This window comes from Celeribacter sp. PS-C1, assembly GCF_019429625.1.
GTDB lineage: Bacteria > Pseudomonadota > Alphaproteobacteria > Rhodobacterales > Rhodobacteraceae > Celeribacter.
Genome location: NZ_JAHXRW010000010.1, coordinates 1 through 16,876 on the forward strand (window position 1 = coordinate 1; position 16,876 = coordinate 16,876).

General features: G+C 59.0%; 16 protein-coding genes. 4 read left to right on the forward strand and 12 right to left on the reverse strand.

The window, feature by feature from the left end:
• The 4 genes from J5Y17_RS14280 to hmgA form a co-directional block, all read right to left on the reverse strand.
• On the reverse strand, positions 1–184 hold a 184-nt coding region (locus J5Y17_RS14280; RefSeq protein WP_304518554.1), incomplete at its 3' end, for a CoA-transferase.
• A gap of 7 nt (positions 185–191) precedes the next feature.
• Positions 192–1,142 carry an MBL fold metallo-hydrolase gene (locus J5Y17_RS14285; protein WP_219785924.1) on the reverse strand — a complete coding sequence of 317 codons (951 nt, stop codon included), beginning with the start codon at positions 1,140–1,142 and terminating at the stop codon, positions 192–194.
• A gap of 2 nt (positions 1,143–1,144) precedes the next feature.
• Positions 1,145–2,413: a fumarylacetoacetase gene (fahA, locus tag J5Y17_RS14290; RefSeq protein WP_219785925.1), complete on the reverse strand. Its 1,269-nt coding sequence runs from the start codon at positions 2,411–2,413 to the stop codon at positions 1,145–1,147.
• Positions 2,414–2,496: 83 nt separating this feature from the next.
• Positions 2,497–3,798: a homogentisate 1,2-dioxygenase gene (hmgA, locus tag J5Y17_RS14295; RefSeq protein ID WP_255572112.1), complete on the reverse strand. Its 1,302-nt coding sequence runs from the start codon at positions 3,796–3,798 to the stop codon at positions 2,497–2,499.
• A 218-nt stretch (positions 3,799–4,016) separates the two neighbouring features.
• Between hmgA and maiA the strand changes: the two genes are divergently transcribed.
• Together maiA and J5Y17_RS14305 are read left to right on the forward strand one after the other, a co-directional pair.
• Positions 4,017–4,637, forward strand: a complete 621-nt coding sequence (maiA, locus tag J5Y17_RS14300; RefSeq protein ID WP_219785927.1) for a maleylacetoacetate isomerase — start codon at positions 4,017–4,019, stop codon at positions 4,635–4,637.
• Between the two features lie 83 nt (positions 4,638–4,720).
• Positions 4,721–5,197 (forward strand): MarR family winged helix-turn-helix transcriptional regulator, encoded by a 477-nt coding sequence (locus J5Y17_RS14305; protein ID WP_219785928.1) that lies wholly within the window; start codon positions 4,721–4,723, stop codon positions 5,195–5,197.
• 67 nt (positions 5,198–5,264) lie between these two features.
• Here J5Y17_RS14305 and J5Y17_RS14310 read toward each other — a convergent pair whose 3' ends face one another.
• From J5Y17_RS14310 to J5Y17_RS14320, 3 genes are all read right to left on the reverse strand, one after another.
• Entirely contained in the window at positions 5,265–6,773 is a 1,509-nt protein-coding gene (locus J5Y17_RS14310; RefSeq protein ID WP_219785929.1) for an aldehyde dehydrogenase, read from the reverse strand.
• 73 nt (positions 6,774–6,846) lie between these two features.
• Entirely contained in the window at positions 6,847–7,941 is a 1,095-nt protein-coding gene (locus J5Y17_RS14315; RefSeq protein WP_219785930.1) for a substrate-binding domain-containing protein, read from the reverse strand.
• A 91-nt stretch (positions 7,942–8,032) separates the two neighbouring features.
• Complete coding sequence (locus tag J5Y17_RS14320) at positions 8,033–9,619, reverse strand: GMC family oxidoreductase (RefSeq protein WP_219785931.1); 1,587 nt, start codon at positions 9,617–9,619, stop codon at positions 8,033–8,035.
• A 336-nt stretch (positions 9,620–9,955) separates the two neighbouring features.
• Between J5Y17_RS14320 and J5Y17_RS14325 the strand changes: the two genes are divergently transcribed.
• Together J5Y17_RS14325 and J5Y17_RS14330 are read left to right on the forward strand one after the other, a co-directional pair.
• Positions 9,956–10,765, forward strand: a complete 810-nt coding sequence (locus J5Y17_RS14325) for an IclR family transcriptional regulator (RefSeq protein ID WP_219785932.1) — start codon at positions 9,956–9,958, stop codon at positions 10,763–10,765.
• A 17-nt stretch (positions 10,766–10,782) separates the two neighbouring features.
• Positions 10,783–11,598 (forward strand): IclR family transcriptional regulator, encoded by an 816-nt coding sequence (locus J5Y17_RS14330; RefSeq protein WP_219785933.1) that lies wholly within the window; start codon positions 10,783–10,785, stop codon positions 11,596–11,598.
• Between the two features lie 108 nt (positions 11,599–11,706).
• Here J5Y17_RS14330 and J5Y17_RS14335 read toward each other — a convergent pair whose 3' ends face one another.
• The 5 genes from J5Y17_RS14335 to J5Y17_RS14355 all read right to left on the reverse strand — a co-directional run bounded on the left by J5Y17_RS14335 (position 11,707) and on the right by J5Y17_RS14355 (position 16,823).
• Entirely contained in the window at positions 11,707–12,876 is a 1,170-nt protein-coding gene (locus J5Y17_RS14335; protein WP_219785934.1) for an NADH:flavin oxidoreductase/NADH oxidase, read from the reverse strand.
• Between the two features lie 40 nt (positions 12,877–12,916).
• The gene (locus J5Y17_RS14340; protein WP_255572105.1) at positions 12,917–14,254 is read right to left on the reverse strand and encodes a TRAP transporter large permease subunit; all 1,338 of its coding nucleotides are present in this window, start codon (positions 14,252–14,254) and stop codon (positions 12,917–12,919) included.
• Between the two features lie 2 nt (positions 14,255–14,256).
• Positions 14,257–14,841, reverse strand: coding sequence for a TRAP transporter small permease subunit (locus tag J5Y17_RS14345; protein ID WP_219785935.1), 585 nt, complete (start codon positions 14,839–14,841; stop codon positions 14,257–14,259).
• Positions 14,842–14,931: 90 nt separating this feature from the next.
• A complete protein-coding gene (locus J5Y17_RS14350) occupies positions 14,932–15,963 on the reverse strand; it encodes a TRAP transporter substrate-binding protein (RefSeq protein WP_219785936.1) in 1,032 nt (343 codons plus the stop codon).
• 401 nt (positions 15,964–16,364) lie between these two features.
• Entirely contained in the window at positions 16,365–16,823 is a 459-nt protein-coding gene (locus J5Y17_RS14355) for a nuclear transport factor 2 family protein (RefSeq protein WP_219785937.1), read from the reverse strand.
• Positions 16,824–16,876 lie beyond the last annotated feature (53 nt).

Consider the following 16,876-nt stretch of genomic DNA (forward strand, 5'->3'; position numbering starts at 1 on the left):
GACCGAACCCGTCGACGCCTGCGTTGTTAGAGGCCACGGTCAGGTCCTTGACGCCGCTCTCGACGATGGCGTCGATCAACAGCTCAGGGATGCCGCAAAGGCCGAAACCGCCCGCGGCGATCAGCATATTGTCAAACAGGAGGCCCTCAAGGGCCTCCTGAGCAGAAGAATAAACCTTGTTCATCTGTGGCTTACCCCTGAAGGGCCTCCCACATCTGCTGATCGCGCTCGGCGGTCCAGACCCGCGGTGTATCGATGCCACGGGCTTCGTCATAGGCACGCGCCACGTTAAACGGCAGGCAATGCTCGTAGATCGCATAATCTGCGAATTTCGGATCGCATTCCGCGCGCACCGCATCCCATGCCTCTTTCAGAGAGCCGCCACGGGCGACGATGCGGGCAACGGGTTTGTAGGTGCTCTCGACGAAATCAGCGGTGTTGGCGATGGCGGCTGCCACCATCTCTTCGCCCACAAGCGCGTCACCGCGACCCGGCGCGATGGATTTCGGCTCGAAGGCAGCGATGTTGGCGAGTGTCTCAGACCAATCGTTGAAGTGACCGTCACCACAGTAACAGGCAGAATGGTATTCGACGATATCGCCCGTGAACATCACTTCCTGATCCGGCACCCAGATCACCGCATCACCGGCGGTATGCGCACGACCCAGCGTCATGATGTCAACGCGGCGCTTGCCGAGATAAACCGTCATACGGTCAGAGAACGTCGTCGTTGGGCGGGTCAGACCGGGGATTTCCTCATGGCCCTGGAACAGGCGCGGGAAACGACCGAATTCGCTGTCCCAGTCTTCTTGCCCGCGCTCTTCAACCATAGCGGCGGCGGTGTCGGACATGATGATCTCGCGCGCACCGTAAGCGGAGGCGCCGAGCACGCGGACGGCGTGATAGTGGGTCAGAACGACATGGGAAATCGGCTTGTCCGTCACGGAACGCACACATTCGATCACCTTGCGCGCCAGACGCGGGGTGGCCTGCGCCTCGACGATCATCACGCTCTCGTCGCCGATGATCACGCCGGTGTTCGGGTCCCCCTCGGCGGTGAAGGCGTAAAGCCCCTCACCCACTTCGGTGAAGCTGATTTTCTTTTCTTCCATGTCGCCTTGCGATGCGAATGCTTTTGCCATGATTAGTTCTCCTCCTGTGCCCATGCGGGCAGATCAATTGCGGGCTGGATTTGCCCGGTGCAGTCCCCGAAACCGATGCGATAACCTTCGCCCTGTGCGGCACCGCGCAAGGTCAAAGTGTCTCCATCCGCGAGGAAGCTGCGCTGCTCACCTGTGTCGAGCGTGATCGGCTCCTTGCCGCCCCAGCTCATCTCCAGAAGCGAGCCACGGCTGTCTTTCGCCGTTCCCGATATGGTGCCGGAGCCCAACAAATCGCCCACCCGCATTACGCAGCCAGAGCTGGTGTGGTGACAAAGCTGCTGAGCGGCAGAGTAGTACATCTGATCGTAGTTGGTGCGCGAGAGGACCGTTTCGGCCTTGCCTTCCGGGGCAATACTGACCTCAAAATCAATATCATAGAGCATCGGCCCCGGCTCTTTCAGATAGGGCAAGAGAGGGCGTTCACGCTCCGGCGTCGAGGTCCGGAAAGGCTCCAGTGCAGCCTTGGTGACGATCCACGGGCTGATCGTGGTCGCGGTCGCTTTGGACTGAAACGGGCCCAAGGGCTGGTATTCCCAAGCCTGGATATCGCGCGCCGACCAGTCGTTCAGAAGCACATATCCGAAGATCATGTCATCGGCTTCAGCGACCGAAACCATCCCCTTCGACGGCTGACCGACAATGGCGCCGAATTCCAGTTCGAGATCGAAACGCTCAGAAGGCGCAAATCGCGGCAACGCAGCGTCTGGCGCTTTGAGCTGCCCCCAAGGGCGGGTGACCGGCGTACCGGAAACGACGACGGACGAGGCGCGTCCGTTATACCCGATCGGGATCGACAGCCAGTTCGGCGGAAGCGCGTTTTCCGGATCGCGGAACATGCTGCCTACGTTGAAGGCATGGTTCTTCGCCGCATAGAAATCCGTGTATTCGGTCACGGCAAACGGCAGATGAAGCGTCGCATCTTTCATCGGAACGAGATGCGGCTCAACTGCGGATTGCTCCGACGCCCCGTCCACAAGCAACTCGGTCAAGCGGGCACGCAGAGCGGTCCAGACGGAAGCGCCCGCCTCCATCACCGGGTTCCACACGCCGGATTGCAGCAAAGGCCCACCTTCGAGGGTGATTAGCCCAGCGGCTTCACAGGCGGCCGCATCAAGGATCATGTCCCCGATAGCCACACCACAGCGCGGCGCAGAAGCGTTTATGGAGAACACGCCGTAGGGCAGGTTGTTCAGCGGGAAGTCGGTCGTCGCGCTGTTTGCGCTCGCGACCCAACTCGTCTTCAGGGTCATAGTAAATCCAATCCTGATTGTATGTGTCTGAGCGCGCCCAACAGGGCGACGCTCGATATCTGATCAGCCGAAACTCCGGACGATCACTTGTCCCATTTGCCTTCGGGCGTGCCATCGAAATGGCTTTCGAGGCTGTCCCAGCAATCGATGTATTCGTCCTGAATCGGCGCCTCATTGGCGGCAAAACCGGTCAAATGCTGTGGGAAACGGGTCTCGAACATGAAGGACATGGTGTTGTCGAGTTTCTGGGGCGCCAGCTCGGAGAAAGTCGCCTTTTCAAACGCGTCATTGTCCGGGCCATGCGGCAGCATCATGTTGTGAAGGCTCATTCCGCCCGGCACGAAGCCCTGCGGCTTGGCGTCATATTCGCCGTAAATGTTGCCCATCAGCTCGGACATCACGTTCTTGTGGTACCACGGCGGACGGAAGGTATCCTCCATCGTCATCCAGCGCTCGCGGAACAGCACAAAGTCGATGTTCGCAGTGCCCGGCACGCCCGACGGCGCGGTAAGAACGGTGAAGATCGACGGGTCCGGGTGATCGAAGAGGATCGCCCCGATCGGACAATAGTTGCGCAGGTCGTATTTCACCGGCGCGTAGTTGCCATGCCAAGCCACGACATCGAGCGGGCTGTGGTCGATAAAGGTCTCATGGAACTGACCCTGCCATTTGATCACCACGCGCGAGCGGGCGGTGCGATCTTCGAAAGCGGCGACGGGTGATTTGAAATCGCGGCTGTTGGCCATGCAGTTCGCGCCAATCGGGCCGCGGCCCGGCAGTTCGAATTTCTGGCCGTAGTTCTCACAGACGAATCCACGCGCCGGGCCATCGAGCAATTCGACACGGTAAACGAGACCGCGTGGCAGAATGGCGATTTCTTTCGGCTCAAGTTCGATCACACCGAGTTCAGTCGAAAAGCGCAGACGCCCCTCTTGCGGCACGACCAAAAGCTCACTGTCGGCAGAGTAGAAATACTCGTCTTCCATCGAGGTCGTCACAAGATAGACATGAGCCGCCATGCCGACCTGCGTGTAGACATCACCCGCCGTGGTCATTGTGCGCATACCGGTGACCCAAGTCAGGTCTTCCTCAGAATGCGGGATCGGGTCCCAGCGATACTGCCCAAGCGAGGCTACGTCCGGATCCACATGCGGGGCGGACTTCCAATAGGGCACATCGATTCGGGAGAATCGGCCCGTGTGCTTCACTGACGGGCGGATGCGGTAACACCAAGTGCGTTCGTTTTGATGCGCCGGCGCCGTGAAGGCGGTGCCCGAGAGCTGTTCGCCATAGAGGCCATAGGCGCATTTCTGCGGACTATTCATGCCTTGCGGCAGTGCGCCTGGCAGGGCTTCGGTTTCGAAATCATTGCCAAAACCGGGCATGTAGCCGGCATTCGGGTCATTGTGCAGCCCATGCAGACCGGCAGCACTTTTCAATCCATTCGGATGTTCGAACGTGCTCATGAGGTCGATCCTCCAACTGTGCGTTTTTATTGCGTGCAGCAAAACATGAATTAGTTGCTGACGCAACGAAAAATGATAATCTGTTCGCAATTATCGAATAAATATGCCGCACGACAGACAAAACGGAAGGGCACTGCATGACCACGCTTTATGACTACTGGAGATCTTCAGCGAGCTATCGGGTGCGCATTGCCCTCGGAATCGCGGGGCTGCGCTGGGACAGCGTGCCGATCAACCTTGTGGACGGACAACAACGCAGCGCAGAGCATCTTACGCGCAATCCGCAGGGCCTCGTCCCAGCACTTGAGATCGACGGGCTTAGCCTCACACAATCTCTCGCAATCATCGAATATCTCGACGAGACACGCGACTGCGGCTTTCTTCCGAAAGACCCCGTTGGTCGCGCGCGCGTCCGGGCGCTGGCCTACGCCATCGCCATGGAGGTGCATCCGGTGTGCAATCTGCGCGTCGCGAAACATGCCGTCACGGCCTCTGGCGGTGCGATCACGATGGAAGGCTGGATGCAGCATTTCATCGAGGCCGGTCTGAGGGACTTCGAAGCGATGTTGGGCGAAGACACCTATTGCTTCGGCGACACCGTCACGCTCGCCGATCTGTGCCTTGTGCCGCAGGTGTACAATGCGCGGCGCTGGGGCATCGACCTGACCGCGTTCCCGCGCCTCTCTGGCATCATGGAGCGCCTCGAAGCCCTCCCCGCCGTTCAGGCCGCCCACCCGGATGCCACACCAAAAGACTGATCGCACATCAAATCACGCAGGCGGGATGACAACCGCCGCGCGTCTTGGCATTCTTCGCGCACCTCACAGTCACATCGAGCCCCATGACCCAAACGCCCCCTTCCCCGCAGAGCGACAAGAGACCCGACGATTTCGATCTGGAGGATTTTCTGCCCTTTCTTCTCAACCAGACGGCGGAGGTGACCGGGAAAGCCTTTCAATCCATCTACCGCGCCCGCTACGGCTTGACCCGCACGCAATGGCGAGTTCTGGCGATCATCGGACGCTATGGCGGGCTGACCGGGCGCGCGATCTGCGACATTGCGCATGAAGAAAAAACACGTGTGAGCCGGGCAGTGGCCGCGATGGAACAAGAGGGGCTTCTGTCCCGCGCTGAAAGTCCAGAGGACAAACGCGCGGAAATCCTGAGCCTGACCGAAAAAGGACAGACTGTGTTTGCAGACTTGGGACGGGAGGCCAACGCATTCGACGCGCGCCTGAAGGCGGCACTCGGCCCCGAAAAAGATCGCCAGCTGCGTGCGATCATGGCCACGCTGCGCAATATCGAACCGGACCGCTAATCAACGACATACCGGCAAATGAAAAAGGGCGCCAAGAGCGCCCTTTCTTTTTGTGATCGTGACCAGATCAGCCGAGCTTCATCGCGACCGTTTTCTGTTCGGTGTAGATATCCATCGCAGAGCGGCCCATTTCGCGGCCCCAACCGGATTGCTTGAAGCCACCCCAGCCCATAGACGGGTCGATCATGTTGTGAGCGTTGAGCCAAATCGTACCGGCGCGGATTTTCGCAGCCAGCTTATGCGCCAGCGGCAGATCCTTGGTCCAGATCGACGCGGCAAGACCGTATTCGGTGTTGTTCGCCTCGCGGGCCAGCTCGTCGATGTTGCGAGTGTTGAGCTTCATCGCGCTGATCACCGGGCCAAAGATTTCCTCTTTGTAGACCGTCATCTCGGGGGTCACATCGCGCAGAAGTGTCGGGCGTACAAAGTAGCCCTCCATGCCCGCGTCACCGCCGGCGACCATGCTCGCGCCTTGTTTGACGCCGGCTTCCAGCAGACCGTTCACACGCTCATATTGCTTTTGCGAAATGATCGGCCCCATGTTGGTCGCCGGATCGAGGCCGTGGCCAAGTTTGAGACCTTCGGAATAGGCGGCAACGCCTTCGATCACGCGGTCATAGACATCCTCATGGATGTAAAGACGCGAGCCTGCGGAACAGGCTTGGCCGCTGTTCAGATACACCGCTTCGGCGACCTGCGGGATCAGCCCGTCGATATCCGCATCGGGGAAGACGAAGACCGGGCTCTTGCCGCCAAGCTCGAGGCTGACACGCTTGAGGTTGCCGGAGGCGGCGCGCACGATGGCTTGGCCGGTTGCGGTGGAGCCGGTGAACCCGATTTTGTCGATGTCTCGGTGATCCACAAGGGCCGCACCGATTTTGCCGTCGCCGGTAACGATGTTCACGACACCTTCCGGCACACCCGCTTCGCGGCAAATCTCAGCAAAGAGCATCGCCGACAGCGGTGTGTCTTCGGCCGGTTTCACGACGACAGTACAGCCTGCCGCCAGAGCCGGTGCGAGTTTCCAGGCCATCATCAGGAAGGGCACGTTCCACGGCAGAATTTGCCCCACAACACCCACGGGCTCGCGAGTGGTGTAGACATGCCAATCGCCGGGCAGGCTGACCGGAAGCGTGTCGCCGGTGATCTTGTTGGCCCAGCCAGAGAAATAGCGGAAATGCTCGGCAGCACCTGCGATATAGCCGTTTTTCACGACGCCATAGGGAGACCCCTCATCGAGGGTGTCGAGTTCGGCCAGTTGCTCGGAATATTTGTCGATCAGCTCGCCGATGCGCCAAAGGAGTTTCACGCGCTCAAGCGGCTTCGTCTCGGCCCACACGCCGCCATCAAAGGCTTTGCGGGCTGCGGCCACGGCGCGGTTCACGTCCTCGGGGCTGGCGTCGGCGACATTGGCAATCACCTTGCCGGTTGCCGGATCGACCACATCGCGACGGGCGCCATCGACGGCGTCAACGGAGTCACCGCCAATGAACAGCTTGTGCTTCTGGCCAAGGAAAGCGCGCGTTTCGGCGCTGACAGAGGCGAGCGGGTCGGAAATTGTGAAGACTTTCGTCATGTGTGCGCTCCAAAATTATCTGTGGAAAGACCGCGCCACCCATATGGCACGGTCTGGTTTTGAGAGAACCGACTTACTGCTGGAACAGGGCGTTCAGCTTTTCCTCGGGCAAAAGCGAGGACAGATCGGCATCCGGCGGAGCCGTGTCGGAACATTTCGGCACGATGCCGGAGGTGCTGTCGGCATAGATATAAGGAACCACGCCGAGCGGCTCGTCGAACTCAATGCCGTTATGGGCAGCAACGGCCTGACGCAGTGCAAAGCGAACATCTGCGGTCGATCCGTCAAGCGCCAGATAGGGCCACGCGTCACCGTTCTCGATAGCTTCGAGATACATACAGCTCATCTCGTTGCTGGTGGCGATGGTCGCCAGCGCAGGCACTTCGACGCCCGCCTGTTTAAAGGCTTTGATCGTTGCCAGCGTGGTCACACCGTAGTCGGACGCGATGCCATCAATGCTATCGCCATATTTGGCGATGAGACCCGCAGCCGCTTTTTGCGCATCCGCCGGGTTCCAGTTGGTGGCGATGAAGTTCTCATCCATCAGAGTCAGCCCAGGATGCTCCGCCAGACCTTCTTTGAAACCATTCATAAAGTTGGTCGAGGAGGAGGCGCCTGCAGGGCCGCCCAGCATCAACACATTGCCTTCGCCGTCCAGAGCGTTGGCCATCCATTCGGCGTATTGTTTGCCGATGGCCACGGAGTCCTGATAGGGGTTCACCGCATAGTCAAAGCCCACGCGACCGGGGATCTGATTGAAATACGGCACCATCGTCGTGCCGTTGCCATTGGCCATACGGTAGGTCGGCAATGCCGCTTCGCCGAAGTCGGTGAAAGCGATGATGATCTCGTAGCCCTGCGTCGCGTAGCCGTTGATGGCCGCGCTGTAGGTCTGCTGATCTCCGCCTGCGTCGGAGTGATCCTCTGCCGTAATGTTCGGGCATTTCGAGGCTTCATCCTGAAGCTCGGCAAAGGTGATCTTGCGCCAGGTGTCACCACCCCAGCCATCGACAAGCGCCACGCGGATCGGGTCGGACCCGCAAAGCTCCGTGATGTCCGCGCCCTGATCGACGCGCACGGTGTCCGCCATCGCGGCCGTTGCCGCCAAAGCCAGCGCAGCACCGCTTGCGCCAAGTTTTGCAGCCTTCTTCAAGTTAAGTCGTGTCATGGTCTCCTCCTCTGACCGATGAACGGGAGAGGGCCAAGCCCCCTTCCCTACAACGTTTTTTGTTCTTCTTATGCCTTGCGTCGCGCCACCCTCAGGCCGCAGCGCGCACCATATCGGCAGCCTTTTCGCCGATCATAATCGTCGGCGCATTGGTGTTGCCGCTCGTCAAGGTCGGCATCACGGATGCATCCACAACCCGCAGGCCATCCACACCGCGCACGCGCAGCTCGTCATCCACGACAGCCATCGTGTCATTGCCCATCTTACAGGTGCCAACCGGGTGATAGACGCTGTTGCAATCTTCCTTGATGTATTCATCAAGTTCGGCATCAGACAGAACGCCTTTGCCCGGCAGATACTCGTCACCACGGATCGCATCAAAAGCCGGTTGCGCCAGAATTTCGCGCGTCATCTTCAACGCATCGCGCAGAACGCGAAGGTCATCTGGTACCGACAGGAAGTTCGGATCAAGCTCGGGCAGTTTGAACGGATCGTTCGAACGCGCCATCACCGTGCCTCGGCTTTGCGGACGGGAGATGTTGAAATAGGGCATGCAGCCTTCAACATTGATGATCTCGCGACCGTGATCCTTATACATGATGTTGTTAAAGTGCGTCTGCACATCCGGAGCGATCAGGTCGGGACGGGTCTTGATGAAGGACATGACCTCCACCCCGTGACCGGCGACCGGTCCGCTGCCGGTCGTGTAATACTGCAAGAGAGCAAGTGCGGCCGCGTAGGGTTTCGTCTGCCCCAAGAGCGACACCGGTTTCGACAGACCCTGTTTGACGGAGCTTGCGAGGTGGTCCTGAAGATTGCGGCCAACGCCCGGCAGGTCATGCACGACATCGACGTCAATGCTGCGCAGATGCTCCGGATCACCGATGCCCGAGAGTTGCAGCAAATGCGGCGAGTTGAACGCACCACCGCAGAGCAGGACCTCTTTATCGGCCCAAACTGTCTTTTTCTGGCGGCCCTGAACGAATTCGACACCGACGGCACGTCCGTTCTTGACGATGATTTTGGAGGCCATCGCTTTGGTGTGCACGGTGAGGTTTTTGCGATGCTTGATCGGCGTGATGTAGCAACGCGAGACGCTCGAACGGATGCCGTCACGCACGGTGCCGTCACAGGGGCCGACGCCGTATTGGTCGCCACCGTTCAGGTCTTCGTTATAGGGAATACCCGCTTGGATGCAGGCGTCGCGATAGGCGACACAGGGTTCCGCCTCGATCGGGTTGCGGGTGGTTTTGAGCGGCCCGTCGAAACCGTGGACCTCCTCATCGCCGCCGCCGCCCCAGTTCTCCGCACGCTTCATATAGGGAAGGATGCTTTCGTAATCCCAGCCTTTATTACCGAGCTGCGCCCAGTGATCGTAATCCGTGCGGTGACCGCGCGTATAGATCATGCCGTTCACGGTCGTGCAGCCGCCGACGCTTTTCGCGCGCGGCACGAACATGGTGCGGTTGTTCACGTGTTTCTGCGGGACTGTGTAATAGCCCCAGTCGAGCTTCAGCGTCTGCATCAGACGGAAATAGCCCATCGGCATGTGAATCCACGGGCTGGTGTCCCAGCCGCCTGCCTCAATGACCTCAACCGTGACGTTGGGGTCTTCGCTCAATCTGTTGATAAGAACTGCTCCGCCGGAGCCTGCTCCGACGATTACATAATCAGCCATAATGTCCTCCCTCGGGCCTTCTGTGCGTTCAGCCCACTCCTTGGCGTCGACGCGCTCCTCCAAGCCCTTTCGACTATTGCGCATTTGTTTGCCATAAACAAATTAATTGGTCAATGAATAACGTGAAGCCAATCTACGCATGTCCAGAATGTCGGGATATTGCACCCTAGATAGGGCATAAGCGAGGACGAATGGCCCCACAGTTTTGCAAAGCACGTTCTGCGACAATTTATTTTTTTGGAGACGGAACGAATCATTCTGTATATAGATAACAGACCAAAGTCAGCGCAGCGGGACAGGCGCTGCACCGGAAGAGTGCTAAGGTATAAAGGCGAAATGGAACCCAAAAAAACAAAACCTCGCTCCGGCGCCCGCGGCATCCAGTCTATTGAAGTGAGCGGTCGCATCCTCAAAACACTGGTCAAAGCCGGCGCCCCGATGATGCTCAAAGACCTCGCACATGCCGCCGAACTGGCGCCTGCTCAGTGCCACGCCTATCTCACCAGCCTGCGCCACGTCGGCTTGGTCCATCAGGAATTCACCTCCGGCCTCTATAACATCGGCCCCATGGCCATGAGCCTCGGGTTTGGCTGGCTTAAAACCTCCCCGATCGCCTCGGCGTCCGTCGAGGCCCTCAAGGAACTGACCGAAGAACTGGGTCCAATGTCCGCCCTGATTTCCTGGAGCGACTTTGGACCGACGGTCGTCCACGTCAACACCGGCATGCGCCCCGCGACGGTAAACGTCAAACCGGGCACCTTGTTTTCCGTGACTGGCACCGCAACCGGGAGTATCTTTGCCGCCTTTGGGGATCCGGACGCCGTTGAAAGGCAGATCGCGATTGAACTGTCTCGAAAGACGTCGCGCGCCTCGCTCGGGCTCGAACCCATCCATGGCGACTACGCCGACAATCTGGAGAAAGTGCGCCGCGATGGATGTGCCACGGCAGAGGGTGCGCCGATCCCCGGCATCAACGCCATCGCACACCCCATCTTCGACAAAGACGGCAAGCTGGCGCTGGTCGCCACTTTGATCGGCCCCGCCGGTGAATTTGATGTCAGCGAAACATCTCACGCCATGACCCGCCTCAAGGCGGTCGCACAAGGTCTGTCCGCAGGCGCTCAAGCCTCGGCAGCAGCCGAATAACAGGAGGGGTTATCAGTATGGACACAGCATCCCCCATCGCCCGCACAAAAGAAACCAAAAGCGAAGGTCGCGGCGTCCAGTCGATCGAACAGGGCGCCAAACTTCTGGCCGCCCTGGCGGACGAAGCCGAACCCATGATGCTCAAAGACCTCGCGAAAGTCGCGGGGTTTGCTCCGGCTCAGGCGCATGCCTATCTGGTCAGCTACCGCAAGATCGGCATGATCGAGCAGGACGAAGACACAGGTCGCTATCGCCTCGGGCATTTTGCCATTGATCTGGGCATGACCCGCATGCGCGCCTCAGATCCCATCGAGATGGCCTGCGACGCGGCCAAAGAGCTGTCAAAGAGCACCTCTCTAAACGTCGCGCTGGTGGTTTGGGGATCGTTCGGGCCAACCGTCATTCACGTCTATGAAAGCGGCAGCCAGATCAACATGAACACCCGCCCCGGCACCGTCTATTCGATGACTGGCACCGCCAGCGGCCAGATTTTTACGGCCTTTCTTCCGGAGACCGCCGTCAAGGAAGCGATCAACAAGGAAAAACGCGAAGGCGCCTTGAGCGGTCGTGTTGGACAGGCACGCTTTGTGTCCAAAAAGGAATTGGATCAAATCCGCGATGCAGGCTTTGCCACGGTCGAAGACCCGCCCGTACCCGGCATTTCAGCCTTTTCCGCACCGATTTTCGACTACTCCGGCCAGATCATTCTGGCGATGACGATCATCGGAGAGGACCAGTATATCAACAGCGCGCTTGAAGACACTTTTATCCCCGCGCTTCTGGCGACGACGCAGAGACTCTCTGCTGAGCTGGGACACCGCGCTTCTCATTGACAGCATTCTGACCAACTCGGGCCAGCGCATCGCGAAGCCCAAATTACAAAGAGGGGCAAGCGCCCCTCTTTTTTGCTGCTATATCACATAGACGTGTCGCGCCCGACCTCAGTCAGCGGACGCGTCGCGCTCCGCCTTGAGTTTGCGCAGCACGGGCTCGCGTTTTTCCAACCATGCGCCATGGCGCTCATGCCAGCCCTCAAAGGACAGGCCAGACTCAAGTTCGCGCTGCGCCAGCGCTGGCCAGTAGGGATTTTCAAGCGCTGCGCGACCGATGGCGACCAAATCCGCCCGGCCGTTGGCGATGATGTCCTCGGCCTGCTGAGGCTCCACGATCAAACCGACCGCCTGTGTCTTCACATCGACTTCGCGGCGGACGCGTTCGGAAAAAGGCACCTGAAAGCCAAAGCCACGCGGCACATTCGAACGCCGCGTCTCCTCGGACAGACCACCGGACGAACAGTCTATCACATCGCCCCCAACGGCTTTGAGGCGCTCCGCGAGCACGACTGTCTCATCCATACCCCAGCCGCCTTCTGCACCGTCGACACACGAGAGGCGCGCGAAAAGCGGTTTCTCCTCCGGCCAAACGGCCCGCACGGCTTCGGCAATCTCGACCGCGATGCGCATGCGGTTGTCCAGACTGCCGCCATACTGATCCTCACGCTGGTTCGCCAAGGGCGACAGAAAGCTCGCCACGAGGTAGCCATGCCCGTAGTGCAATTCGACAACATCCATACCCGCAGCATCCGCTCGTCGGGCCGCATCGACATGCTGCTCGACAATCCGAGCGATCTCCTCGGCGGTCAAAGCCTCAGGCGTGCTCCATTCCGTGCTGGCCGGGATGGCACTCGGCCCCACTCGACGCCATGGCACATCTGCCGCATCAATTTCTTCCGGACGCATCGCCTGCCCGCCATGCCAAAGCGGCTGCGAGAACGCTTTGCGACCGGAATGCGCCAGCTGAACGCCCATCAACGCCCCATTGTCATGGGCGAAATCGGCAAGACGTTTGAGGCCGGGGATATGATCGTCCGACCAGATGCCAAGGTCATCGACACCGACCCGACTGTCCGATGCGACCGCCGTGCTTTCTGTCAGCACGAGCGCCGCACCGCCCAGAACGAATTTGCCGTAATGCACCACATGCCAGTCGGTCACATAGCCGTCCGATCCCGCGTGCTGACACATCGGAGAAATGGTCACACGGTTTTTGAATGTCCGCCCTCGAATGGTCAGGGGCTGGAATAGATGAGAAGATTGGCGTTCGAGGGTCATAACGTGACCTTTCTTTTCGACGGTCGTTTCGGCTTTCGCCCTAGCGCAAGGAAAGCGGCAGTGAGAGCACCAGCTGTGGCATGGCAAGAATGAGGATGAGTGCCGAGATTTGGATCAACACAAAGGGCATCACGCCTTTGTAGATCGTGCTGATCGGTATCGAGCGGTCCACACCCCGCAGATAGAACAGGGCATATCCAAAGGGCGGCGTCAGGAACGAGGTCTGGAGATTGACCGCCAAAGCAATTGCGAACCAAAGGATCACGTCGCTGCTCGGCAAGCCGAAATCAAGACCACCGACGATGGGCGCCACGATCGGGATGACCACGAGAGAAATCTCGACCCAATCCAGAAAGAACCCCAGAATAAAGATCAGGAACATGATCGCACCGAGTGTGACATAGGGGCTGACATCGCCGAAGGAGAAGAGATCCGCCACCATCGCGTCCCCACCCAAGCGGCGAAACACGAGGCTAAAGACGGTCGCCCCGATCATCACGAAGGCAATCATCGCCGTGGTTTTCGTGGTCTCAAACACAGCACGCTTGAGCGTGTTAAAGGACAGGCCCCCTGTGAACATCGCAAGCAAGGTCGCCCCGACCGCTCCGATTGCCGCGGATTCCGTTGGCGTCGCGACCCCTGTAATGATCGTCCCAAGAACCGCGAGGATCAGGACCATCGGCGCCAGAAGGTCTTTGATCAGCGCGAAAAACGCCTTACCCAAAGGCACCCCGTCGCGTCGCTCGGGAGCAGGCATCCGGTGCGGCGAAAAGATCGCCACGAGCAGGATGTAGGCAAAATAGAGCCCGGCGAGGATCAGCCCCGGATAGATCGCGCCCATGAAGAGATCGCCAATCGGCACACGCAGCTGATCGCCCAGAATGATCAACATGATCGAGGGCGGGATCAGAATGCCAAGCGTCCCCGAAGCGGCGACAACACCTGTTGCGAGCCGCATGTCATAGCCGGCCGCTTTCATCGCCGGCAAAGACATCATCCCCATCAGAACGACAGAGGCGCCAATGATCCCCGTCGAGGCCGCCATCACCACGCCGATCACGACGACCGCAACGGCATAGCCACCTGGCAGCCCCCCTGCGAGTGCGGCCAGCGACCGCATCAGGCGCTCAGCGATGCCAGAGCTTTCCAGCATAAGCCCCATGAACACGAACAGAGGAATCGCGGCCAGCAACCAATTAGTCAGTGTGCCCGAATAGATGCGCTGCACCCCCATCGACAGGAAGACCATCGGCACATCCGCGATGACAGCGAAAAGGATACCGACACCCGCCAAAACAAACGCCACGGCAAACCCGCTGAAGAGCAGAGCAACCAGCGAGCAAAGCATCAAAATGGGCCATAGATACTCAGCGATCATGATCAGTCTCCGGTGGTATGCGTGGCGTCATAGGTGTCGCCATATTGTTTTGTGATGAGCTGGCGCAGAGCCTGCGCGGCCCGGAGCAAAGCAGCGACACCCAACAGACCAAAGGACACCGGCAGCGCCCCTTTGATCAGCCAATGCGCGGTCAGGCCGCCCTGAATGGAGCCCTCTCCCGTTGCAAAGGCCGTCATCGCGAATTTCGATCCGAACCACATGACGAGCAGGCACAAGGGCAGCAGCAAAAAGAGATTTCCGAACAGCGAGATCATCGTTCGCAGGCGTGGGGAAAACCCGAGCGCCACAAAGTCGACCGTCACATGGCGATCTTCAAGATGCGCCCAGATCCCGCCAAAGAGGACGATGGCTGAGAAGATATACCATTGCAGATCGACGAGACTGTTGACGGTCAACGCCTCGCCAAACAAGGGCACGGAGCCCTCCCAATCGATCAGCACCGACCAGCCCTGACGCGCCGCAATGACAGACAGGACAATCGACAGGGCCAGCGGGATCACCAGCCACGACACGATTTTACCAGGGAAACACAGGAATTTTTGCACCACGGATGTCGGCTTGGTCATCGCCCCCTCCTTTCGGTGTTATCATAATGGTCAGACGAAACCGCGACAGCGGCGACCACGGTCGCCGCGTCACATGTCAGTCTGTCCGATTTATTCGGCCGCCGGAAGGACCTGAAGCGCGGTCCATTCGCCAACGCCGTCCATATAGGCGCGCAGGGAGGCGAGCGCCTCGGCGAAGATCGGATCTTTCTCGGCTTGCTCGTCCAGAACCACATTGGCGGTTTCGCGCAGGCCAGCCAGAACCTCATCCGGGAAGCGGCGGATTTCCGTTCCAGCTTCGCGGATTTGAGCGATCGCCGGCCCTTGGGCGTTGATCTGATCCGCGAGGTTGAAGGTGATGTTGGCACGGCAGGCATCTTCGATAATGCTCTGGTTTTCTTCGCCCAGCTTCTCCCAAACCGCCTTGTTCACGATGATCGAGTCCCAGGACATCGGCTGATGCCAGCCCGGGAAGTAGTAGTACTCGGAGACCCGCTGGAACCCCATGCCCACGTCAAGCGAAGGGGCGGAGAATTCGGCCGCATCGAGGCGCCCGGTTTCGAGGCTCAGATAGATCTCGCCTGCGGGAACGGTCTGGGTGTTTGCGCCCAGTTTGGCCAGCGTCAGCCCGCCGAGACCCGCGATGCGCATGTTCAGGCCCTGGAAATCTTCGACCGAGTTGATCTCCTTGTTGAACCAGCCACCGGCCTCAGACACCACGAGGTGGCAGGGCACGAATTGGACATTAAAGGGATCATAGGCCTTTTGAATGATCTCTTTGCCGCCACCGTGGAACATCCAACCCATAGCCACTTCGGGAGAGGGACCGAAAGGCATCGATCCGACGAGGTTTGCGACGGGGATTTGCTGGCTCCAGTAACCCGCCCAATCGAAACCCATGTCGAGCGCGCCAGAGCTGACGGCGCCGAACACTTCATAGGGCGGTACGAAATCGCCCGCGCCATGCACGTTGATTTCGACCTCACCTCCGGTCATTTCCGAAACCATGCGCGCGAAATTCTTCGGGCTTTCACCCAGCGACGGTACGTTCAAACCAAACGTGCTCTGAAGCTCATAGGCGTTGGCCGGCGTGGTTACTGCGAATGCGGCCGTTGCCGCAGCAATCATTGCGAAGTGTTTCATCTCTGGTCTCCTCCTCCTAGAGAACGGGCGGCGTTGTCGTGTGCGTTTCTTCCACTAGGCCCGCGACCTCCCAGTGTAGTTGTATTATTGCAAATTGATTATCCATAAACCAATATTTCGTCAAGAATATAGTTTCAACCGCAACCATAAACACACCCCAAAGAGCCACAGAACATCCCAGAAAGACCAAGCAAGGCCCGACATCACTGAGGCAAAAATGGCTTTGAAACATAGTGTTGCGGCGTCACCCACGAGATCGACGGGCGTGAAGCAGAGCGAAAAGCTCTCCCCCCAAAAAATCTTCCCAATAAGATGCCCGCCGTCGTGGAGGACACGGACGGCGGGCCAAGACAGGCCTCCGGAGTTTCGCGGCTAGGACGCCTGCCTTAACAGAACCGCCCTTAGCGGAACTTTTGCTTCACCCAGCCCTGATCCCAGTTCGAGACCTGATGGGTGCTGCCACGCAGCTCTTTGAAGAACCACTTGCCATCCTGTTTCACGAATTGATTGGTGTAGTTCAACGTCAGCACCACGGCATCCTCTCCGATGGTGCAGAAGCACAGCAGATAGGAATGCGAGGTGGCGCTTTTGCCATCCTCATGCACATCGATGCGCATGTTGGTCACAATGTGGATCGCCCAAGAGATGTGCTGTGACAGCTGACGGAAATGCTCGCGGATTTCCTCGCGACCATTGTTGGAGCCGCCTTCGCCATCCACGACCCAGACGCCATCTTCCGTGAAACAGTTGGCGATTCCGTCGGGGTTGTAGTTGTCGTCACAATACGCCGCATATTGGAATGTCAGCTTCTCGATTTCCTGAATGTCCTCTAGGCGCTGAATGCGTTGTTCAATATCCATGATTTTCTCCTCCGATTTCTATGGAATTCTGTGGCGGACGCGCGGCTCCCGCG